We start from the raw sequence: 19,844 nt of genomic DNA, 5'->3' as shown, positions 1-19,844 counted from the left end.
TCGCCCGGCTTGGCCGGCCCGGCGCCGGTCGACAGGTGTGACGCCGCCCGGCCAAACGTCTTGAATGAGTCATTCAGGACGTGCGAGGTCCTGAATGACTCATTCAAGACAACCGCCGGCGGTGCCGGGACCCTGACGTCCGGGTCAGTTGCCCGGCTTGATGGAGATCGACGTCGGCGGGGCGTTCAGCGACGACGTCGGGTTGCTCTGCGAGTCGCCGGGACCCACGGGGATGTTCGGGGCCGTCGTCGTGCCGCCTCCGCCTCCGCCCCCGTCGCTGAACAGGAAGATCGCGCCGACGACCAGGCCGGCCACCACCAGGAGGCCCAGGATGATGAAGATCCACTTCTTGCCGCCGCTGCTCGACGGCTGGTGGAACGCGCCCGCGCCGCCCGCGGGCATCGGGGGGCGCAGGCGCATCGGGTCCTGGCCGTAGCCCTGCGGGGGCATCCCCGGCTGCTGCGGGTAGCCGTACCCCGGCGGCGGGCCCTGCGGCATCCCCTGGGGCGGCATCCCGGGCGGCGGGCCCTGCGGCGGGTAGCCGTAGCCGGGCGGCGGGCCCTGCGGCGGCATTCCCTGGGGCGGCCCCTGCGGCCCGGGCTGCTGGCCGTAGCCCGGCTGCTGTCCTCCGTACGGGTGCACGGGGGCCCCCTCTCCCTGCGGTGCGCTGTTCTGGTGCGGCCCCTGTTGTACCTGACCGGGGCGCTGCGGCGCGGGGATTCCACCCGAATTGGACCCGGGAGGCCCCGGTGGGGTGTCGGACGCCGCCTGGGGGCCGAGCGCGCGGCGGGCGGCCGCGATCATCTCGACGCAGCTGGGGTAGCGGTCGGCCGGGCTTTTGGCCATGCCCTTGCGGATGACCTCGTCGATCGCCGGCGGCAGCGCGACGGCGCGGGAGATCGCCGGCGGGTCGCCGTTGAGGTGGCCCTTGATCACTGTCGGCACGTCGCCCTTGAACGGCGGGCTCCCCGTCAAGCACGCGTAGAGGACGCACGTGAGCGCGTACTGGTCGGTGCGCCCGTCCAGCGGCTCGCCGCGCAGGTGCTCGGGCGCCGCGTACGTCGGCGAGCCGAGGAAGTCGCCGCCGCGCGTCCGGTGTCCCGTCGCGCCGCGCCGCGTCAGCCCGAAGTCGGCGACGTACACGTGCTCGCGCGAAGTCTCCTTCTTCGTCACGAGCACGTTGGCCGGCTTGACGTCGAGGTGGACCAGACCACGGTTGTGCAGGGTGTCGAGAGCGTCCGCGACCTGGTCGAGCATCGTCAGGGTGCGCGCGGGCGCGATCGGGCCGCCGGCGATCAGGCCGGCGAGATCGCCGCCGTCGACCATGCGCATGGCGATGTAGAGCATGCCGTCGAGCTCGCCGAAGTCGTACAGCGGCACGACGTTGGCGTGGTCGATCGCGGACGTGTTGCGGGCCTCGTCGACGAACCGTTCGCGGAACTCGGCGTCCGCCCCGAGGTGGTCACCGATGACCTTCAGGGCCACCTTGCGGCCCAGCCGCACGTCCGTGGCCTTGTAGGTCACGCTCATGCCGCCCTTGCCGAGCACTCCGTCGATGCGGTAGTTGCCCAGCCGGCGACCGGTGAGGTCCCCCGACACATCGCCTGTCACGCCCGGCAGCCTAACGTCCCTGGTTCGGAGCCTGCCGGGGGTTCGCCAATCGGGTGATGCGCGCCGTTACGAGACCTTCCGCACCTCGGCGGCCTGGCTCCGCCCGTCACGCCCGGACTGGACTTCGAACTCGACGCGGTCACCTTCGTCCAAAGTGCGGAATCCGTCGGCCTGAATGGCCGAATAGTGGACGAACACGTCCGGTCCTTCGGTGGATTCGATGAACCCGTAGCCCTTTTCCGAGTTGAACCATTTGACGGTGCCGACAGCCACGGCGCCCTCCCTCAGCACAAAGGATCCGCTGGCCCGAGCGGATGCCAGCGGCGGAAGTGTCATTCACGCTACCGCAATAATTCCCCTCGGCAATGGGCAATTCGTCCGAAGATCACACGTGGGAAAGGCGGCTGTTGCGCGCTTGCACGAGCACCGTCCCGGGACCCGCGAAGTCGACCGCGAGCCCTTCACCCGTGCGCAGCGACTGCGGCCCGCCGGGATCGAGCGCCCGCAACCGGCACTGCACGGTGTCGGGGTAGGCCAGCAGGTAGTCCGGCCGGACGGTGACCAGCTCGCCCTTGCCGAGCTCGAACGCGTCGACCGGGCCGGGCGCGGCCAGCACGAGGGGCCCGGTCCCGCTGTAGTGCTCGAGGAACCCGGAGTCGGCGCCGAAGAGCTGCTGCAGCGGCACCCAGTTCGGGTCGTGCCGGACCGACGACGGCCGCACCAGCACGGCCTCGCGGTGCACCGACCAGCCGGTGCCGCCGCCCAGCTCGAGCGGGTAGACGTCGCCGGGGCGCAGCGGCGCGAAGTCGATCCAGCCGCCGTCAGACGGCGCGGTGTAGACGGCCGCCGTGGACTTGCCCGCGCGGACGCCGCCGCGGCCCGCCGGTGCCTCGGTGACGCCGAAGCGGCTGGCGAGCAGCGTCTCGGGCGCGGCCTGCACGGACTCGCCCGGGTCGAGCAGGACGCGGGCGACGCCGAAGCCGGGGGTGTGCCGGGTCTGGACGCGCATCAGCGGGAGGGGACGTGCGAGACGATCCAGCTGACCAGCGCGGACGGGTTGCGCGTCTGCGTCATGATCTGGCCGGGGCCGACGAAGTCGAACACGAGGCCTTCGCCGCTCTTCATGGACTGGATGATGCCCGTCGCGACCTTCCGGATCTGGTACTGCACGGTGTCGGCGTACGCGACGACGTGCCCGGTGTCGACGGTGACCATCTCGCCCTGCTGCAGCGTGACGGTCTCGACCGCGCCGTAGCAGGCGACGAGCAGCTGGCCCTGGCCGGTGGCGTGCGTCAGGAACCCGCCTTCGCCGCCCATCAGGTTCTTCATCCCGCCCCACTTGGTCTCGGTCTGCACGCCGTGCGACGACGCGAGCCAGCAGCCGCGGGTGACGGCCCAGCCGGTGCGGCCGTCGAGGGGGATCACCTGGATGTCGCCGGGCAGGTTGGCCGCGACGTCGACCCAGCCGCCGTTCTGCGGTGCGGTGAAGGTGGAGATGAAGAAGGACTCGCCGGAGAGGAACGCGCGGCCGAGGCCCTTCATGATCCCGCCCTGGGACTGCGACTGGACCTGCACGCCGTAGCTGGTGGCCATCATGGCGCCCGACTCGACCTGGCACGGCTCACCGGGCGCCAGCATCAGCCGGGCGACGGCGAACGAGGGCTGTTGACGGACTCCGACCTGCATGCGTGCTCCCCTGTGGCGTGCTCTCGAACGACGAGAGTCTTGCATGCCCTGCACAGGGGTGGAGGATGGTCCGGTGATCTCCGTCGACGACTACCGCGACCGGGTTGCCGCGCTCCTGGGCACCTCCCCCGCGACCGCCCTGCCCCTCGCCGCCGCGGCCGGCCTCGTCCTGGCCGAGGACGTGCGGGCCGGCGTTTCCCTCCCGCCCTTCGACAACTCGGCGATGGACGGCTACGCGGTCCGCGCCGCCGACGTTGCCGACGTACCGGTGACTCTGCCGGTGGCCGACGACATCCCGGCGGGCCGCGTCGACGTCGGGACGCTGGAACCGGGCACCGCACACCGGATCATGACCGGCGCCCCGCTGCCGCCCGGCGCGGACGCCGTCGTGATGGTCGAGGACACCGACGGCGGCACCGAGACCGTGACGATCTCCGCCGCCGCCAAGGAAGGCGCGCACATCCGGCACTCCGGCGAGGACGTCCTCGAAGGCACCATCGCGCTGCACGCCGGGACGGTGCTGGGCCACTCGCAGCTGGGCCTGGCGGCCGCGGTCGGGCTCGCCGAGGTGCTGGTGCACCGGCCGCTGCGGGTGGTCGTCGCCTCGACCGGCACCGAGCTGATCGACGCGCCGGCGCCGCTGCGGCACGGCCAGATCTACGAGTCCAACAGCGTGATGCTCGCCGCCGCGGTCCGCGAACTCGGCTGCGAGGTCGACGTGGTCCGCAGCGTCGTCGACGACGTCGAGGAGTTCCGCAAGGTCATCGAGCCGAAGCTGGCCGACGCCGACCTGCTGGTCACCTCCGGCGGGGTCAGCGCGGGCGCGTACGAAGTGGTGAAGGACGCGCTGACCGGCCAGGGCGTCGAATTCGCGAAGATCGCGATGCAGCCGGGCGGGCCGCAGGGCTGCGGGCGCTGGCAGGGCGTGCCGGTGGTGACCCTGCCCGGCAACCCCGTCAGCGTCCTCGTGTCGTTCGAGGCGTTCCTGCGCCCGGCGCTGCTGACGGCGATGGGCCACACCGACGTCTCGCGCCGGCGGGTGCGGGCCCGGCTCACCGAGGCGATGTCCTCGCCGGGCGGACGCCGTCAGTACCGCCGGGGCGTGTTCACGCCGTCCGACCGGGAGGTCACCGGGGTCGTCGGGCCGCGCGGCGGGCCGGGCTCGCACCTGCTGGCCGCGTTCACGCAGGCCAACTGCCTGATCGTGCTGCCCGAGGACGTCACATCGGCAGCGGAAGGCCAGGAAGTGGACGTCCTGCTTCTCTGACCGGGAAGTCGCGCAGCTTCCGGTACGGCGCGAGCAGCGGGAGCGCCGCGATCAGCAGCACAGCGGCGACCCAGAGCGTCGCGCGGACGCCGATCGCCTCGCCCAGCGCGCCGGCGAGCACCCCGGCCAGCGGGATCGTGCCGTAGGCGACGAGGGAGGCGCTCGAGGTGATCCGGCCGAACAGCTCGGGCGGGCAGTAGCGCTGCCGGAACGTCGCGGTCAGCACGTTCGAAGCGACGACACCCGCGCAGACGCCGAAGTCCGCGAGCACGAACAGCACCAGACCACCACCCGGACCGGCGAGCGGGCCGAGCAGCATCATCGGAGCCGCGAAGACCTCGCAGAGCAGGAACGCCCGCGCGGCGCCGAAGCGCGCGCCGAGCCGTCCGGCCAGCGCCGCGCCCAGCACCCCGCCCGCCGCGGCCAGTGCCAGGACCAGGCCGACGAGGCCGGGCCCGGCGCCGAGCGTGCGGGACAGGAAGACGATCTGGATGGACGTGTACCCGGTCAGCGCGAGGTTCGAGGCGGCGGCGAAGGCCATCATCGACCGCAGGTACCGGTCACCGGCGACGAACCGCAGCCCTTCGGCGATCTGGCTGCGCAACGGCGTGCGCTCGGCCGGGACGACGGTCTCGCGCACCCGGATCGCCCGGACGCACAGCACCGAGATCCCGAAGCTGACCGCGTCCGCGAGGATCCCGCTGACCGGGCCGAACGCCTGCGCCAGCAGCCCGGCCAGGCCCGGCCCCGCGACCTGTGTCGCGGACTCGCTGCCCTGGATCTTCGCGTTGGCGCCCAGGAGCTCGTCCTGGCCCACCAGGGCCGGCAGGTACGCGCGGTAGGCGAGGCTGAAGAAGACCTTGGCGGTGCCGCCGAGCAGGGCCGCGCCCAGCAGGTACGGCATCGTCAACGCGCCGAAGGCGGCCGCGACCGGGACGCTGCCGAACACCGCCATCGACACCGTGTTGCAGACCAGCATCACCGGCCGCTTCGGCAGCCGGTCGACCCACGCGCCGGCGGGCAGCCCGACCACCAGCCACGGCAGCCACGCGACGGCGGTCAGCACGCCGACCTGGAAGGTGCTCGCCTGCAGCGTGAGCACCGCGACCAGCGGCAACGCCGTGCTCGCGACCATGCTGCCGAGCATGCTGGTGGTCTCGCCGGTCCAGAGCAGCCGGAAGTCCCTGTTCCCCCAGAGCCCCTTCACGGCTTGCCCAGCGAAGCCCGCGCGGCGAAGAAGACCGGACGGCGTTCGATGCCGTCACCCGGTTCGGTGCGATCCTCGAACTCGGCCAGCAGCAGCAGGACCCGCTCGTTCAGCTCTTCGAGGTCGGCGGCGGACAGGCGCATCCAGGTGTCCGTGCTGAACGCCACGCCCCGCCACTCCGGCGGGTAGGTGTCGCGCGTCGCGAGCCATTCGCGCGCGATCGCCATCTGGTGGTCGAGGGTGAGCACTTCGGCGGCTTCGGCGACCGGGTCGTCCGGGAAGTCCGCGGCCGCCCACCGGAGGGTCTTCGCGGACCGCTTCCACCAGCGTTCCCGCTGGTCACGGGCCAATTCCGGGGCCTCCTCGACCAGCTTGGCCGCGGCCAGCACCTTCATGTGGTGGCTGATGTTGCCGACCGCTTGGTCGGTCTTGCCGGCCAGGATCGACGCCGTCGCCGGGCCGTCCAGGTGGAGCAGCTCCATCAACCGCCGCCGCAGCGGGTGCGACACCGCCGCCAGCACCTTCGAATCCCGGATGTCCCGGACCTCATCGCTCATGACGCACAAGAGTAGTTGTACAAGAACTCTTGTGCAATGGCTCTTGTACAACCGCTCGCGTAAGCTCGCGCCATGGGTTTCGTGGCTTGGGTGATCTTCGGCGCGCTCGTCGGCTGGGCGGCGAACCTCGTCGTCGGCGGCCGGGACCGGCACCGGCAGGGCTGCCTGGTCAGCGTGCTCGTCGGCGTGGTCGGCGCGGCGCTCGGCGGGCTGGTCTACCGGCTCGCGACCGGCCAGTCGAAGACGTTCGACTTCGACTTCCCGAGCTTCGGCGTGGCCGTCCTGGGCGCCGTCGTGCTGCTGGCGATCCTGCGGCTCGTGAACGGTCTCGGCCGTCGACCGAGTGACCGTTCGTAACTTTTGCCGGACGAATCGTGATCGATGCCGCTCCGGCGGCTAAAATGCTTCCTCACGCGCATCGCCCGGTGGCCGGGGGGGGGGGCGCCGGGGGGGGGGGGGGCCCCCCCCCCCCGGCCGCGTTTCTTCGCCTCGATGACGACGTCGACGGCGCGCTCCGGGTCCACCAGCCGCGGCACCGGCACCTCGTCGATCTCCCGGCACCACGCGCCCAGAAGCTCGTCGAGGCGGGCTTCGGCGGGATCGTGGTACTCGGTCATCGTCCCCTCGCAAGGTCTCGCGGCAGCGCCCCGAACGGCGTCGACTACTCAGTGTTGTCGCCGAATTCGACTTTGCGTTACCGGGACGTGGCCGCTCCCACCCGCTGCGGGGACACCCTCGTGAGGGAGCCGATCAGGGGCGCGCGCCGACCCTCACCTGGGGCAGCGGTAGCGTGGTGCCGCCCGTACCCGGCCGCCGGCACCCCGGCGCCGACCCGTTCTTCCGACACGAAACCAGGGGACCCGACCATGAGCGGCACCCGGCCGGAGCCCGCCGGCAACCCCGTGGCCCACGCCCTCCAGCTCGCGCGCGAAACGCTGCCGCCGATGCACCCCGCCGGTCGCCCGTTCGTGGCCGGTGGCGCCGTCGCGACGCTGCTCGCGCGCCGGTTCTCCAAGCGCCTCGGCGTCCTGGGCGCGCTGACGACCGTGGCGATGGCCGCGTTCTTCCGCGAGCCGAAGCGGGTCCCGCCGCCGCGTGACGGCGTCGCGCTCGCCTCGGCCGACGGTCTCGTGTCGCTGATCGAGGAAGCCGTCCCGCCCGCCGAGCTCGGCCTGCCGGCCGAGCCGCGGATGCGCGTGTCGGTGTTCCTCTCGGTGTTCGACGTGCACGTCCAGCGCGTGCCTGCGAACGGCGTGATCGAGCGCGTCGCCTACCGGCCCGGCAAGTTCCTCTCCGCCGACCTGGACAAGGCCAGCGACGACAACGAACGCAACTCCGTGCTGATGCGCACCGAAGACGGCCACGAGCTCGTCGTCGTGCAGATCGCCGGGCTGGTCGCGCGCCGCATCCTCTGCGAGATCCGCGAGGGCGACAAGGTCGGCGCCGCCTCGACGTACGGCATCATCCGGTTCGGCTCGCGGGTCGACCTCTACCTCCCGCCGGGCTCGCGCGTGCTGGTCGCCAAGGGCCAGCGCACGGTCGGCGGCGAGACCGTGATCGCCGAACTCCCTGCCGCGCCTGCGAAAGGCTGATCGATGGTCCGCGTGACCACCCCCGGCGTCCGGCTGCTGCCGAACGCCATCACCGTCCTCGCGCTGTGCGCGGGCCTGTCGGCCGTGCAGTTCGCGCTGACCAAGAACTACGCGATGGCGATCGCCTCGATCGGCATCGCGGCGGTGCTCGACAGCCTGGACGGCCGGATCGCCCGCCTGCTCGACGCGACGTCGAAGATGGGCGCGGAGCTGGACTCGCTGTCCGACGGCATCTCGTTCGGCGTGGCGCCGGCGCTGGTCATCTACGTGTGGCAGACCGGCGCGGACCGGATCGGCTGGGTGGCGTCGCTGATCTTCGCCGTCTGCATGATCCTGCGGCTGGCCCGGTTCAACACGCTGCTGGACGACACCGAACAGCCGGCGTACGCGAGCGAGTTCTTCGTCGGCGTCCCGGCGCCGGCCGGTGGCCTGCTGGCGATGCTGCCGCTGGTGGCGGAGTTGCAGTGGGGCCACGGCTGGTGGTCGTCGCAGTGGGTCGTCTGGGCGTGGACGGTCGCGATCGCGGCGCTGCTGATCAGCCGCATCCCGACGCTGTCGCTGAAGACGGTCAAGGCGCCGGCCAAGGCGATCGCGCCGCTGCTGCTCGGCGTCGCCCTGCTGGCCGCGGCGATCATCCAGTTCCCGCTGGTCGCGCTGATCGCGGCGATGATCCTGTACCTGGCGCACATCCCGTACTCGGTCTACCGGCACCGCTGGCTGGCCGCGCACCCGGAGGCCTGGACGGTCCCGCCGCGCGAGCGCCGCGCGATCCGCCGGGCCCGTTCCCCGCGCCGCCTGGGCCTGCGGCCGCCGCTGCGCCGCCGCGTCGCGGGCGCGGCGATGCGCGCGGTCCGCCTGCCACGCACCGGCGAGACGGTCCGCACCCCCCGCGGCAGCGAAAACGGCCAAGGCCCGCGACGCCGCTCGTGGCGCCAGATCGGCCTCCGCCGCAAGTAAGCCGTGTCGCCCCTCCAATCACACGTGATGCCCTCCCAATCACGCGAGATCCCCCTCCAATCACACGAGATCCCCTCCCGATCACGCGAGATCCCCTCCCGATCACACGAGTCACGCCCCCAATCACGCGAGTCACGTCTCCAATCACGCGAGATCGGTCCCTGAGCACGCGAGCCGACCCTCCGAGTACGCGAGTCGACCCTCCAGGCACGCGAGTTCGCCGTCCCGGTACGGCGTTCGCCCGTGATCCAAGAGGCATCACGTGTGATCAGCGGGGCATCACGCGTGATTGCACGGGCATCACGTGTGATCGGAAGGTCGACACGGGTTCCCCCGGCACATCGCCTCCTGCGGGGCCGCCGGATCGCTAGGGTGAACGGCGTGAGCCACCCGCAGATCACGCTGACCGTCCGGCACACGCCGTCCGCGCTGGACACCCGCCGCGGCGTCGTCCGGCTGCACCCCGAGGTCCTCGACGCGCTCGGCCTGCGGGCCTGGGACGCCGTGCACCTCACCGGCGCCCGGGTCAGCGCCGCCCTCGCCGCGCCCACCGACGAGGCCGACGTGCCCGGTGTCGTCTTCACCGACGACGTCACCATGTCGAACCTCGGCGTCACCGAGGGCGCCGAGATCGTGGTGGCCCCCGCCGACGTCGCCGCGGCCAAGACGGTCACCGTCGCCGGGTCGCGGCTGGCCAGCGTCTCGGTCAGCCCGCACATGCTGCGGCTCGCCCTGATCGGCAAGGTCCTGACCGTCGGCGACGCCGTTTCCCTGCTGCCGCAGGACCTCGCGCCGACCCCGGGGTCCGACCCGGCCGGCCTGCGCGGCCAGCTGTCGCGGGCGATCGGCGCGACCTGGACGAACGAGCTGCTCACCGTCACCGCGACCGAGCCGGCCGGCACCGTCGCGGTCGGACCGTCCACAGTGGTCGTCTGGCGCGACGGCGCGCGGCCGGCGCCCGAGCCCGCCACGCCCCGGACGGCGACCGCGCTCGTCCGCACCTCCGCCGTCACCGCGGCCGAGGAGTGGATCGACGCGGAGATCGTCGAGGACGAGGTGGTGATCGAGGAGGTCATCGAGGCGGCCGTGCCGCTGGCCGACCTCATCGGCGCCGAAGCGACCGCGCGCAAGCTCGCCGAGTGGTTCGACCTGGCGTTCCACCGGCCCGAGCTGCTCGCCCGGCTGGGCGCGCCCGCCCACCTCGGCGTCCTGCTGTCCGGCCCCGAGGGCGTCGGCAAGGCGACGCTCGTCAACTCCGTCGCGAACGAAGCCGACATCCGCGTGGTGCCGGTGGCCGCGCCGAACCTCGCGGTGCTGGACCCGAACGTCGCGGTCGCGCGCCTGCGCGAGGCGATCCGCGCGGCCGAGGGGCCCGCGGTGCTGCTGCTCACCGACGTCGACGCGCTGCTGCCCGCGGCCACGCCGCCGCCGGTCGCCACCGTCGTGCTGGAGGAGCTCCGGACGGCGCTGCGGCGCGAGCGCTTCGCCGTCGTCGCGACGACGGCCCGTGCCGAGGCCGCCGACCCGCGGCTGCGTGCCGCCGACCTGCTGGACCGCGAGCTCGGCCTGGCGCTGCCGGACGCGAAGACGCGCCGCGAGCTGCTGAACGTCCTCCTCCGCGACGTCCCGCTCGACACGGGCATCGACTGCGGCGTCCTCGCCGAACGGACGCCGGGCTTCGTCGCCGCGGACCTGATCGCGTTGCGGCGGGACGCGGCCTTGCGCGCGGCCCTGCGCCAGCGCGAAGCCGACGAACCGCGGATCTCGCAGCAGGACCTCCTGGACGCGCTGGCCACCGTCCGCCCGGTGTCGATGTCCACTTCGGACAACCTCGCCACCGGCGGGCTGACCCTGGACGACGTCGGCAACATGATCGACGTCAAGCAGTCGCTCACCGAGGCGGTGCTGTGGCCGCTGCGGTACCCGGACTCGTTCGCCCGGCTCGGCGTCGAACCCCCGCGTGGCGTGCTGCTGTACGGGCCGCCCGGCGGCGGCAAGACGTTCCTGGTGCGCGCGCTGGCCGGCACCGGCGCGCTGAACGTCTTCGCGGTCAAGGGTGCCGAGCTGATGGACAAGTGGGTCGGCGAGTCCGAACGCGCCGTGCGGGAGCTGTTCCGCCGGGCCGCCGAGGCCGCGCCGTCGCTGATCTTCCTCGACGAGATCGACGCGCTGGCCCCGCGCCGCGGCCAGTCGTCGGACTCGGGTGTCGCCGATCGCGTGGTCGCGGCGCTGCTGACCGAGCTCGACGGCGTCGAGCCGATGCGCGAGGTCGTCGTCCTGGGCGCGACGAACCGGCCGGAGCTGGTCGACCCCGCGCTGCTGCGGCCGGGCCGGCTTGAGCGGCGCGTGTACGTGCCGCCGCCGGACGCCGAGGCTCGCGCGGCGATCCTCGCGGCCAGCTCGAAGAACACGCCGCTGGCCTCCGATGTGGACCTCGCCGAGGTCGCGTCCACACTGGACGGTTACTCGGCCGCCGACTGCGCGGCGCTCATCCGCGAGGCGGCGCTGACGGCGATGCGCGAGTCCCTGGAGGCCCGCGAAGTCACGGCGGCGCACCTGGACGCGGCACGCAAGACGGTCCGGCCGAGCCTCGACCCTGGCCAGCTCGCGGCACTGGAGGCCTACGCGAAGACCCAGGCCGGGGACTGAAAAAGGGGCGCCACCCCGGCGGGTGGCACCCCTTTCACGACAAGATCGTCAGCTGCCCTTGTGGCCTGACTCGTACTCTTTCGTCACGATCACTATCACGCCTGGCGTCGCGCTCTCTATCCCCGGGAAACGGGGCTCCGCCTTGATCCCGAACTCCTGCGCGAGCTGCTTCGCCGCGGCTTCCTCGTCGGTGCCCGGGCGGTAGAACGCCGTCGTCGTCGGGATGACGCCCTGGGAGTAGTTGCTGACCTCGTTGACGTTCCAGCCGCTGCCGCGGAAGTCCTCCGCCGCGCGGTCCGCCAGGCCCTTGATCGTCGAGTTGTTGAAGACCCGGACGGTCACCCACTTGTTGGACGTCTGCTGGTCACCGGGCTGCCCCGGCTGACCCGACGTGGGCTGACCCGGCGCCGGTGAAGTCGGTGACGGCGGGGTGGTCGACGCCGGCGAAGTCGTGCTCTGCGGCGGCGTCGAAGTCGTGCCCGAAGGCGGCTGCGACCCGGTGGTGGTGCCCGGCGAGCTCGGCGTACCGCTCGGCCCGGCTTCGTTCGATCCGTCGCCACTCAACGCGGACACGCCGCCGATGACCGCGGCGATGATGGCCACCCCGATCAGGACGACGCCCGCGGCCTTCATCGGCCGGGACATTCCCGAAAACACGCTCATTTCAGCTCGATCCCCAGTCGCCGGGCGCCTCGCTTGCGCTGACGGGCGGCACGCGTCTTCTGCAGCCGCCTCACCAGCATCGGGTCGGCTTCGACCGCCTCCGGCTTCTCCAGCAGCTTGTTGAGCAGCTGGTAGTAGCGCGTCGCGGACAAGTCGAAGCGTTCGCGGATGGCGTTCTCCTTCGCCCCGGCGTGTCGCCACCACTGGCGCTCGAACGCGAGGATCTCGACCTCGCGTTCGGTCAGGCCGGGCACGGGCTTCGGCGGCGACGGCTGCGGCTCAGCCATCGACTCCGCGGCGTCCATCCGAGTCCCTCTCAATCGGGCGTATGGCGAATCAGACCTAGCTCTTCCGCGGGCGCCATTCAACCACGGAAGCGCACGCCGACGTGGGCATCCGCGTCGGCGCGTCACGGTCTGATGCAGGTCTACCAGAAGGGTCCGACTAAACTGCGTGGTCGTGAGCATCCATCCCATCGTGATCGCCGGCGAACCCGTGCTGCACCAGCCGACTCGGGAGATCACCGAGTTCGACGAGAAGCTGCGCACCCTCACCGACGACATGTTCGAGACGATGTACGCCGCCGAGGGCGTCGGCCTCGCGGCCAACCAGATCGGCCTCGACCTGCGGGTGTTCGTGTACGACTGCCCGGACGACGAAGGCGTGCGGCACAAGGGCCTGGTCGTGAACCCGAAGCTCGAGACGTCGGAGATCCCGGAGACCATGCCGGACCCGGACGACGACTGGGAGGGCTGCCTGTCGGCGCCCGGCGAGTCGTACCCGACGGGCCGCGCGAAGTGGGCGAAGGTGACCGGCTCCGACCTCGACGGCAACCCGATCGAGGTCGAGGGCACCGGCTACTTCGCGCGGTGCCTGCAGCACGAGACCGACCACCTGGACGGCTTCATCTACCTCGACCGCCTGGTCGGCCGGCACGCGCGCGCGGCGAAGAAGATGTTGAAGTCCAACAAGTGGGGCGTGCCCGGCCTGTCGTGGCTGCCGCCGAAGACCCCCGAGGACGACGGCGCCGTCATCTGACCTTGAAGTGCCGTTAAGGCCACCTTACGGGCGTCTGACGCCCGTAAGGTGGCCTTAACGGCTTTTGGCGGTGGGTCAGCAGCCGAGGTAGTGGCAGCGGACCACCTGCGGCGTCTCCAGCGTCGAGCCCGCCTTGACGTCCCAGGCGAGCCGGACGTACTGGGCGTGCGTCCAGGCCAGCGGGGTCGCCGAGTTGTTCGGCGTGCCCGTCGGGAAGCCGGTCTGGCCCGACGGCGCATTCTCGTCCCACACCTGCTCCGGCATGGTCTCCGCCGAGCTGCCCACCCGGCCGAGGTCACGCAGCCGGCGCGCGGCCGACGACGAGTCGCCGAGCGTCAGCTCGTACTCGCCGCGCTCACCGGCGAGCAGCGGCCACAGCCGCCCGAACGTCGTGCGGCTCTCGGCCGGGAACGTGTAGTCCCACGGCGAACCGTCGGCCTGCTCGCCGTAGCCGTCCTTCGTGTACCGGTGCCAGAACTGCCCGGTCGGCGTCGTGAACGCGATGTCCTTGTCGGTGACCCGAATGCTGTTCTTGATCACCGGGTCGTCGGCGCGGTAGATGCCGAGGCGCACCAGGTCGAGGAAGCCCGCGTCGGTGACCGCGCGCTGGTCCATCGTGACGCTCGAGTTGCCGAGGTTGTACGTCGTACCCGCGTTGGCGTTGGCGTCCTTCGTGAGCCGGACGAAGTACGGGTCCTTCGACAGCGGCCCGTTCGTGGTGATCGTCTGCTTCGGCAGGTCGGCCTTGAACTTGTCGGCCGCCGCGAGGTAGCGGGCGGCGTCCGCCGGAGCTCCGTTGTGCGAAGCCAGATCCGCGGCGCAGACGAGCCCGGCGATCACCGAGGCGATGGTCGACGGGGACCAGCCGTCCTGCTCCTCCCAGCGTTCCTGCTGGGTGTACGGCGCCGGCTGCCCGTTCGGGCCGACGTAACCGATGATGAAGTCGGCGGCCTTCCGGACGCCGGGCCACAGGTCGGTGCGCCCGAGCTGCTGGGCCAGCACGATCGGGAAAGCGGTTTCGTCGAGCTGGATCGACGTCCAGTACGGCACGCCGTCGACGCGGCTGTTCTGCGGCATGTGCCCGTCGGCCTGCTGCTGCGTGCCGAACATGTAGCTCACCGCGCGGTTCGCGGCAGCCTTGTCGCCGCCGGCGGCCAGGCCGGTCGCGATCTGGTAGAGGTCACGCGGCCAGACCAGGTGGTAGGTGCCGGACGGCGACCACTCCGGGTCGTTGTTCCCGAAGCGCCACGGCATGCTCGGCGACGCGATGAAGGCGCCCGGGTGGTGCTTGTCCTCGCTCGCGGCGAGGGTCAGCATCGACGCCTTGTAGAGGTCGCGCTCGGCGTCGGTCTTCAGCGACGACGGCGGCTTGCTGACCCCGCGCAGGTACTGCTCCCAGCCGCGGTCGTACGCGCGCGTGATGTCACGGACGCCACGTCGCTGCGACGCTTGCGCGCTGCCGAGCGCGTCGGCGGTCTTCGCGCCCATGCCGAGGGCGAGGGTGACGTGCCGGTTGCGGACGCCGTCGGCGCTCGTCTGCCCGGTCAGCAGGACGTTGCCCTTCGCGGCGGTGTCGTAGGTGTTCAGCTTGAAGGTCTTGGTGAGCTGCGTGTTCCCGTCGGACGAGCCCGCGTAGCCGACGCTGGTCTTCGTGAAGGCGGGCTTCGCGGTCAGGGCGGCGGCGTTGGTGGCGTCCTGCGCGGTGACGGCGTCGCCCTTCCGCCCGGCCGAGTCGTCGGAGCCGTCGTTGGTCAGGTCCGGGTCGGCGACCGCGTAGAGCTGGTACGGCCGCCCGGTGAGCGACTGGAAGTCGACGTCCACCAGCACCGTCGTGGCGGCCGGGTCGGTGACGTAGGTCTTGCGCAGGCGCCAGCGGTGCTGGTCGTCGGTGATGGTCTGCTCGTAGGTCAGGCTGTCGTCGTCGGTCCGCCGGACCTGCTGGGACTTGGCGGTGTAGTCGGCGACGGCGAAGCCGCGGCCGTCGGTGACGACGAAGTTCATCGACCGGACGCTCGGCGTCGACAGGTCCGGGTAGTAGACCTCGGACAGCTGGCCACCTTGGAGGGTGAACCAGACGTTGCTCGACCGGTCGTGCGCGGTGCCGAAGCCGGTCTTGTTCGCGGGCAGCCAGCTGGGATGGGCGCCCGGAGCGCCGGGAGCCTCTCCCGCGGCCGCCGCTATCCCCGGGATCAGGCCGGTGACCAGCAGCCCGGCGAGGGCGCCGAACATGAGTTTTCGCATATCAACCCCACAGAAAGTCGCTTCTGCACCGTTACAGAAGCGCCTGGAAGTCTCTCGCCGATCCTTCACCGGCGCATGGTCCGATCCGGTGAACCACTGACCGTCACTGGTCCGGTAAAACGCTTGCCCACCGTGTCCGGCGCCCGCGACGATCGGGGAATGCCGAACCTGCTCGCGTTCCTCCCCGCCGCGTTCCTCATCGCGATGGTCCCCGGCCCCGCGACGGTCATGCTGATCAAGCAGGCGGCCCGCGGCTCGAAGCGCAACGCCTTCGCGACCATCGCCGGCATCGAAGCCGGGGTTGCGTTCTGGGGGCTCGCCGCGGTGTTCGGCCTGATCGCGCTGCTCGCGGCTTCTCAGACCGCGTACGACATCCTGCGGTTCGCGGGCGCACTCTTCCTCGTCTACCTGGGGATCAAGGCACTCTTCTTCCGCGGTCGGGGCGAGGAGAAGGAGATCCGGCCCGGCGCGGGCTTCCGGTCAGGGCTGCTCACGAACCTCGGCAACCCGAAGGCGGGCGTGTTCGCCCTGTCGTTCCTGCCGCAGTTCGTCCCGGCCCACGCGGGCGCCGGCGCGCTGCTGGTCTGCGTCGCGGCTTGGATCGCCGCCGACGTCGTCTGGTACTCGGCGCTCGCCCTGCTCGTCACGCGGCTCGGGCAGTGGCTGCGCCGCGACGACGTCAAGCGGTGGCTCGAGCGCACGTCCGGCGGGCTGCTGATCGGCTTCGGCGTCACCGTGGCCCTCGAAGGCTGAGTTCACGAACAGCGAACGGACTTCCGCGGCCTTCGAGCGCACACTTGTAGTACCTGCAACGGTGTAATCGAGGTGCCTTCATGGATGACGCGATGGACGCCTACTCGCGCGCCGTCAGCACGGTCGCCAAGACCGTCACCCCGCACGTCGCCGGGGTGCAGCTCGCGCGCGGCAGTGGCTCGGCGGTCGTCTTCGCCGAGGACGGCCACCTGCTCACCAACGCCCACGTCGTCGCCGACCACCGGCGGGGTGTCGCGACCTTCGCCGACGGCAGCGAGGTGCCCTTCGACGTCGTCGGCGCCGATCCGCTGTCCGATCTCGCCGTGCTGCGGGCGCGTGGCGAGACGCCGTCGGCCGCCCGGCTGGGTGACGCCGACGAGCTCGTCGTCGGGCAACTCGTCGTGGCCATCGGGAGCCCGCTCGGCTTCTCCGGCACCGTCACCGCCGGCGTCGTCAGCGCGCTCGGCCGGGCGCTCCCGGTGCGGCAGGGACGGACCACCCGGGTGATCGAGGACGTCATCCAGACCGACGCCGCGCTCAACCCCGGCAACTCCGGCGGCGCGCTCGCAGACTCCACCGGCCGCGTCGTCGGGATCAACACCGCGGTCGCCGGCGTCGGGCTCGGGCTCGCCGTGCCGATCAACACGACCACCCGGCGGATCATCGACACGCTCGTCGTCGAAGGCCGGGTGCGGCGGGCGTACCTCGGCGTCGTCGGCGTGCCCGCCCCGCTGCCGGACGACATCGCCGAGCGCACCGGCCAGAGCGCCGGGCTGCGGGTGCGCGAAGTCGTCTCCGGCGGCCCCGCGGACCGGGCGGGCCTCAAGGCAGGCGACCTCGTGCTGACCGTCGGGCGCACCCGCGTCTCGGACGCGCAGGGCATCCAGCGGCAGCTGTTCGCCGAAGTGATCGGCACCGCACTGCCGATCACCGTGCTGCGCAACGGAGCCATGGTCGACGTCTACGCGACACCCGCCGAACTGGTCGGGTGAGGTGAGCGGACTTGAGTATGTCGCCCCGGCGTGGCATGGTCGGTGGCACAACACCAACGCGGGAGCTCGCGCCATGGCGGGCTGAGAGGGTGACTTGCGTTTCGCAGGCGTCACCGACCGCATGAACCTGACCGGGTAATGCCGGCGTAGGGAGTGAAAGTCGTTGACGACGCTCGAAAACAAGGACGTCTCCGTCACCACGGGTCCGATCACCGGATCGCACAAGGTGTACCACCAGACCGAATCCGGGCTTCGGGTTCCGGCACGCCGGATCGACCTCTCGAACGGCGAACACTTCGACGTCTACGACACTTCGGGCCCGTACACGGATCCCGAAGCCACCATCGATGTCCACAGTGGACTCCACCGGCTGCGCGCCGGCTGGGCCGACGGCCGTGAGCACAACACACAGCTCGGCTGGGCCAAACAAGGCGTCGTCACCAGGGAAATGGAGTACATCGCAGCCCGCGAGCGCGTCGACCCGGAGTTCGTGCGCACCGAGGTCGCCAGCGGTCGCGCGGTGATCCCGGTCAACCGCCGCCACCCGGAGTCCGAGCCGATGATCATCGGCAAGAACTTCCTGGTGAAGATCAACGCCAACATGGGCAACTCGGCCGTCTGGTCGTCGGTCGAGGAAGAGGTCGACAAAATGGTGTGGGCGACCCGCTGGGGCGCCGACACGATCATGGACCTCTCCACCGGCAAGCGGATCCACGAGACGCGCGAGTGGATCATCCGCAATTCGCCGGTCCCGGTCGGCACCGTGCCGATCTACCAGGCACTGGAAAAGGTCGACGGGGAACCGGAAAAGCTGTCGTGGGAGATCTACCGCGACACGATCATCGAGCAGTGCGAGCAGGGTGTCGACTACGTCACCGTGCACGCCGGCGTGCTGCTGCGCTACATCCCGCTGACCGCGCGGCGCGTCACCGGGATCGTCAGCCGCGGCGGGTCGATCATGGCCGCGTGGTGCCTCGCGCACCACCAGGAGTCGTTCCTGTACACGCACTTCGAGGAACTCTGCGAGATCCTGCGGCAGTACGACGTCACGTTCTCCCTCGGCGACGGCCTGCGTCCCGGCTCGATCGCCGACGCCAACGACCGCGCCCAGTTCGCCGAGCTGGAGACCCTCGGCGAGCTGACGCACATCGCGCGGTCGCACGACGTCCAGGTGATGATCGAGGGCCCCGGTCACGTGCCGATGCACAAGATCAAGGAGAACGTGGAGCTGGAGGAAAAGCTCTGCGGCGAAGCGCCGTTCTACACTCTCGGTCCACTTGCGACGGACATCGCGCCCGGCTACGACCACATCACGTCGGCCATCGGCGCGGCGCAGATCGGCTGGTACGGCACGGCGATGCTCTGTTACGTCACGCCGAAGGAGCACCTCGGCCTGCCGAACCGCGACGACGTCAAGACCGGCGTGATCACGTACAAGATCGCCGCGCACGCCGCGGACCTCGCCAAGGGGCACCAGTACGCGCAGGAGTGGGACGACGAGCTGTCGAAGGCGCGCTTCGAGTTCCGCTGGAACGACCAGTTCAACCTCTCGCTCGACCCGGACACGGCGCGTTCGTTCCACGACGAGACACTGCCCGTCGAAGCGGCGAAGACGGCGCACTTCTGCTCGATGTGCGGCCCGAAGTTCTGCTCGATGCGGATCACGCAGGACGTCCGCAAGTACGCCGAGGAGCACGGTCTGTCCACTGTGGAAGCGATCGAAGCCGACATGGCTTCGAAGTCGGCGGAGTTCGCCGAGGCCGGGAACAAGGTCTACCTGCCCGTGGTGCAGCCATGACTCCGCCCACCGCCCTCACCATCGCCGGATCCGACTCCGGCGGTGGTGCGGGCATCCAGGCGGACCTGCGCACGTTCTTCGCGCATGGTGTCCACGGGCTGGTCGCGCTGACGGCGGTGACCGTGCAGAACTCGTTGGGCGTCCAGGGTTTCACGGAGATTCCCGCCGACGTCGTGACCGCGCAGATCAAGGCGGTGGCGTCCGACATGGGCGTGAACGCGGCGAAGACGGGGATGCTGGCCACGGCCGAGATCATCCGCGCGGTGGCCAAGACCCTGGACGAGGTCGAGGTCGGCCCGTTGGTGGTCGACCCGGTGGCGGCGTCGATGACGGGTCACGCTTTGTTGCGGGAGGACGCTCTCGAGGCGATCCGCACGGAGCTGTTCCCCCGCGCGACGCTGATCACGCCGAACCTGGACGAAGTCCGCCTGCTGACCGGGATTTCAGTGGTGGACGCGGCATCCCAGCGTTCGGCGGCGGAGGCGCTGCTGGAGTTCGGCTCCCAGTGGGTGCTCGTCAAGGGCGGCCACATGCAGGGCACGCCGGAGTGCGTGGACCTGCTGTCGGACGGCCGCGAGTTCATCTCGTTGAGCGGCCGGCGGTACGAGACGGAGAACACCCACGGCGGCGGCGACACGATGGCATCGGCGATCACGTCGTCCCTGGCGAAGGGCGCTTCGGTGCCAGACGCGGTGGCGTCGGGCAAGAAGTTCATCGAGCGCTGCGTGGCGGAGTCCTACCCGCTGGGCGCCGGTGTCGGCCCGGTGTCGCCGTTCTGGGTGCTCGGCGGTCGTGAGTGAGAAACAGGGTTAGAACACTGTTTCTCACTCACG

General features: G+C 71.1%; 19 protein-coding genes and 1 riboswitch. Of the genes, 10 read left to right on the top strand and 9 right to left on the bottom strand.

What is annotated here, in order from left to right:
• Positions 1 to 144: 144 nt before the first annotated feature.
• The 4 genes from QQ657_RS50570 to QQ657_RS50555 form a co-directional block, all read right to left on the bottom strand.
• Positions 145 to 1,611 carry a serine/threonine-protein kinase gene (locus QQ657_RS50570; protein ID WP_284749613.1) on the bottom strand — a complete coding sequence of 489 codons (1,467 nt, stop codon included), beginning with the start codon at positions 1,609 to 1,611 and terminating at the stop codon, positions 145 to 147.
• Between the two features lie 66 nt (positions 1,612 to 1,677).
• Entirely contained in the window at positions 1,678 to 1,884 is a 207-nt protein-coding gene (locus QQ657_RS50565) for a cold-shock protein (protein WP_284749612.1), read from the bottom strand.
• A gap of 112 nt (positions 1,885 to 1,996) precedes the next feature.
• Positions 1,997 to 2,620, bottom strand: coding sequence for an AIM24 family protein (locus QQ657_RS50560; protein ID WP_284749611.1), 624 nt, complete (start codon positions 2,618 to 2,620; stop codon positions 1,997 to 1,999).
• Positions 2,620 to 3,297 carry a TIGR00266 family protein gene (locus tag QQ657_RS50555; RefSeq protein ID WP_284749610.1) on the bottom strand — a complete coding sequence of 226 codons (678 nt, stop codon included), beginning with the start codon at positions 3,295 to 3,297 and terminating at the stop codon, positions 2,620 to 2,622. Before QQ657_RS50555 ends, QQ657_RS50560 begins: the two co-directional genes overlap by 1 nt.
• A gap of 73 nt (positions 3,298 to 3,370) precedes the next feature.
• On the opposite strand from QQ657_RS50555, the gene moeA reads away from it, so the two are divergent.
• On the top strand, positions 3,371 to 4,564 hold the full coding sequence (moeA, locus tag QQ657_RS50550) for a molybdopterin molybdotransferase MoeA (RefSeq protein WP_284749609.1): 1,194 nt from the start codon (positions 3,371 to 3,373) through the stop codon (positions 4,562 to 4,564).
• Here the strand turns inward: moeA and QQ657_RS50545 are convergent.
• Together QQ657_RS50545 and QQ657_RS50540 are read right to left on the bottom strand one after the other, a co-directional pair.
• On the bottom strand, positions 4,518 to 5,771 hold the full coding sequence (locus tag QQ657_RS50545; RefSeq protein ID WP_284749608.1) for an MFS transporter: 1,254 nt from the start codon (positions 5,769 to 5,771) through the stop codon (positions 4,518 to 4,520). The genes moeA and QQ657_RS50545 overlap by 47 nt on opposite strands.
• Positions 5,768 to 6,328, bottom strand: a complete 561-nt coding sequence (locus QQ657_RS50540; RefSeq protein WP_284749607.1) for an ArsR/SmtB family transcription factor — start codon at positions 6,326 to 6,328, stop codon at positions 5,768 to 5,770. Before QQ657_RS50540 ends, QQ657_RS50545 begins: the two co-directional genes overlap by 4 nt.
• Positions 6,329 to 6,400: 72 nt before the next feature.
• Here QQ657_RS50540 and QQ657_RS50535 point away from each other — a divergent pair, with 72 nt between their 5' ends.
• The 4 genes from QQ657_RS50535 to QQ657_RS50520 all read left to right on the top strand — a co-directional run bounded on the left by QQ657_RS50535 (position 6,401) and on the right by QQ657_RS50520 (position 11,526).
• Positions 6,401 to 6,685 (top strand): GlsB/YeaQ/YmgE family stress response membrane protein, encoded by a 285-nt coding sequence (locus QQ657_RS50535; protein WP_284749606.1) that lies wholly within the window; start codon positions 6,401 to 6,403, stop codon positions 6,683 to 6,685.
• Positions 6,686 to 7,194: 509 nt separating this feature from the next.
• Complete coding sequence (locus QQ657_RS50530) at positions 7,195 to 7,920, top strand: phosphatidylserine decarboxylase (protein WP_284749605.1); 726 nt, start codon at positions 7,195 to 7,197, stop codon at positions 7,918 to 7,920.
• Positions 7,921 to 7,923: 3 nt separating this feature from the next.
• Positions 7,924 to 8,877 carry a CDP-diacylglycerol--serine O-phosphatidyltransferase gene (pssA, locus tag QQ657_RS50525; protein WP_284749604.1) on the top strand — a complete coding sequence of 318 codons (954 nt, stop codon included), beginning with the start codon at positions 7,924 to 7,926 and terminating at the stop codon, positions 8,875 to 8,877.
• A 381-nt stretch (positions 8,878 to 9,258) separates the two neighbouring features.
• Positions 9,259 to 11,526 carry an AAA family ATPase gene (locus QQ657_RS50520; protein WP_284749603.1) on the top strand — a complete coding sequence of 756 codons (2,268 nt, stop codon included), beginning with the start codon at positions 9,259 to 9,261 and terminating at the stop codon, positions 11,524 to 11,526.
• A 48-nt stretch (positions 11,527 to 11,574) separates the two neighbouring features.
• Here QQ657_RS50520 and QQ657_RS50515 read toward each other — a convergent pair whose 3' ends face one another.
• Positions 11,575 to 12,189 (bottom strand): LytR C-terminal domain-containing protein, encoded by a 615-nt coding sequence (locus tag QQ657_RS50515; RefSeq protein WP_284749602.1) that lies wholly within the window; start codon positions 12,187 to 12,189, stop codon positions 11,575 to 11,577.
• Complete coding sequence (locus QQ657_RS50510; protein ID WP_284749601.1) at positions 12,186 to 12,494, bottom strand: DUF3263 domain-containing protein; 309 nt, start codon at positions 12,492 to 12,494, stop codon at positions 12,186 to 12,188. The genes QQ657_RS50515 and QQ657_RS50510 overlap by 4 nt, the downstream gene beginning before the upstream one ends.
• Before the next feature lie 154 nt (positions 12,495 to 12,648).
• Between QQ657_RS50510 and QQ657_RS50505 the strand changes: the two genes are divergently transcribed.
• Positions 12,649 to 13,227 (top strand): peptide deformylase, encoded by a 579-nt coding sequence (locus tag QQ657_RS50505; protein WP_284749600.1) that lies wholly within the window; start codon positions 12,649 to 12,651, stop codon positions 13,225 to 13,227.
• 75 nt (positions 13,228 to 13,302) lie between these two features.
• On the opposite strand, the gene QQ657_RS50500 is transcribed toward QQ657_RS50505, so the two are convergent.
• Positions 13,303 to 15,468, bottom strand: a complete 2,166-nt coding sequence (locus tag QQ657_RS50500) for a glycoside hydrolase family 15 protein (protein WP_284749599.1) — start codon at positions 15,466 to 15,468, stop codon at positions 13,303 to 13,305.
• A gap of 159 nt (positions 15,469 to 15,627) precedes the next feature.
• On the opposite strand from QQ657_RS50500, the gene QQ657_RS50495 reads away from it, so the two are divergent.
• The 4 genes from QQ657_RS50495 to thiD all read left to right on the top strand — a co-directional run bounded on the left by QQ657_RS50495 (position 15,628) and on the right by thiD (position 19,811).
• Positions 15,628 to 16,221, top strand: a complete 594-nt coding sequence (locus tag QQ657_RS50495; RefSeq protein ID WP_284749598.1) for a LysE family translocator — start codon at positions 15,628 to 15,630, stop codon at positions 16,219 to 16,221.
• 80 nt (positions 16,222 to 16,301) lie between these two features.
• On the top strand, positions 16,302 to 17,213 hold the full coding sequence (locus QQ657_RS50490; protein ID WP_284749597.1) for a S1C family serine protease: 912 nt from the start codon (positions 16,302 to 16,304) through the stop codon (positions 17,211 to 17,213).
• Positions 17,214 to 17,261: 48 nt separating this feature from the next.
• Positions 17,262 to 17,383: riboswitch (TPP riboswitch) on the top strand.
• Entirely contained in the window at positions 17,377 to 19,011 is a 1,635-nt protein-coding gene (thiC, locus tag QQ657_RS50485; protein ID WP_284749596.1) for a phosphomethylpyrimidine synthase ThiC, read from the top strand. It overlaps the preceding riboswitch by 7 nt.
• Complete coding sequence (thiD, locus tag QQ657_RS50480) at positions 19,008 to 19,811, top strand: bifunctional hydroxymethylpyrimidine kinase/phosphomethylpyrimidine kinase (protein WP_284749595.1); 804 nt, start codon at positions 19,008 to 19,010, stop codon at positions 19,809 to 19,811. The genes thiC and thiD overlap by 4 nt, the downstream gene beginning before the upstream one ends.
• Positions 19,812 to 19,844: the final 33 nt, after the last annotated feature.

It is taken from the genome of Amycolatopsis ponsaeliensis (assembly GCF_030182635.1).
GTDB lineage: Bacteria > Actinomycetota > Actinomycetes > Mycobacteriales > Pseudonocardiaceae > Amycolatopsis > Amycolatopsis ponsaeliensis.
This window is presented reverse-complemented; position numbering and strand designations above follow the sequence as displayed.

What these genes read in the sequence shown, in the direction of transcription:
- QQ657_RS50560 (WP_284749611.1), bottom strand. Translation starts at nt 2,620, where the DNA reads ATGCGCGTCCAGACCCGGCACACCCCCGGCTTCGGCGTCGCCCGCGTC.
- QQ657_RS50555 (WP_284749610.1), bottom strand. Translation starts at nt 3,297, where the DNA reads ATGCAGGTCGGAGTCCGTCAACAGCCCTCGTTCGCCGTCGCCCGGCTG.
- QQ657_RS50540 (WP_284749607.1), bottom strand. Translation starts at nt 6,328, where the DNA reads ATGAGCGATGAGGTCCGGGACATCCGGGATTCGAAGGTGCTGGCGGCG.
- QQ657_RS50535 (WP_284749606.1), top strand. Translation starts at nt 6,401, where the DNA reads ATGGGTTTCGTGGCTTGGGTGATCTTCGGCGCGCTCGTCGGCTGGGCG.
- QQ657_RS50530 (WP_284749605.1), top strand. Translation starts at nt 7,195, where the DNA reads ATGAGCGGCACCCGGCCGGAGCCCGCCGGCAACCCCGTGGCCCACGCC.
- pssA (WP_284749604.1), top strand. Translation starts at nt 7,924, where the DNA reads ATGGTCCGCGTGACCACCCCCGGCGTCCGGCTGCTGCCGAACGCCATC.
- QQ657_RS50515 (WP_284749602.1), bottom strand. Translation starts at nt 12,189, where the DNA reads ATGAGCGTGTTTTCGGGAATGTCCCGGCCGATGAAGGCCGCGGGCGTC.
- QQ657_RS50510 (WP_284749601.1), bottom strand. Translation starts at nt 12,494, where the DNA reads ATGGACGCCGCGGAGTCGATGGCTGAGCCGCAGCCGTCGCCGCCGAAG.
- QQ657_RS50500 (WP_284749599.1), bottom strand. Translation starts at nt 15,468, where the DNA reads ATGCGAAAACTCATGTTCGGCGCCCTCGCCGGGCTGCTGGTCACCGGC.
- QQ657_RS50495 (WP_284749598.1), top strand. Translation starts at nt 15,628, where the DNA reads ATGCCGAACCTGCTCGCGTTCCTCCCCGCCGCGTTCCTCATCGCGATG.
- QQ657_RS50490 (WP_284749597.1), top strand. Translation starts at nt 16,302, where the DNA reads ATGGATGACGCGATGGACGCCTACTCGCGCGCCGTCAGCACGGTCGCC.
- thiD (WP_284749595.1), top strand. Translation starts at nt 19,008, where the DNA reads ATGACTCCGCCCACCGCCCTCACCATCGCCGGATCCGACTCCGGCGGT.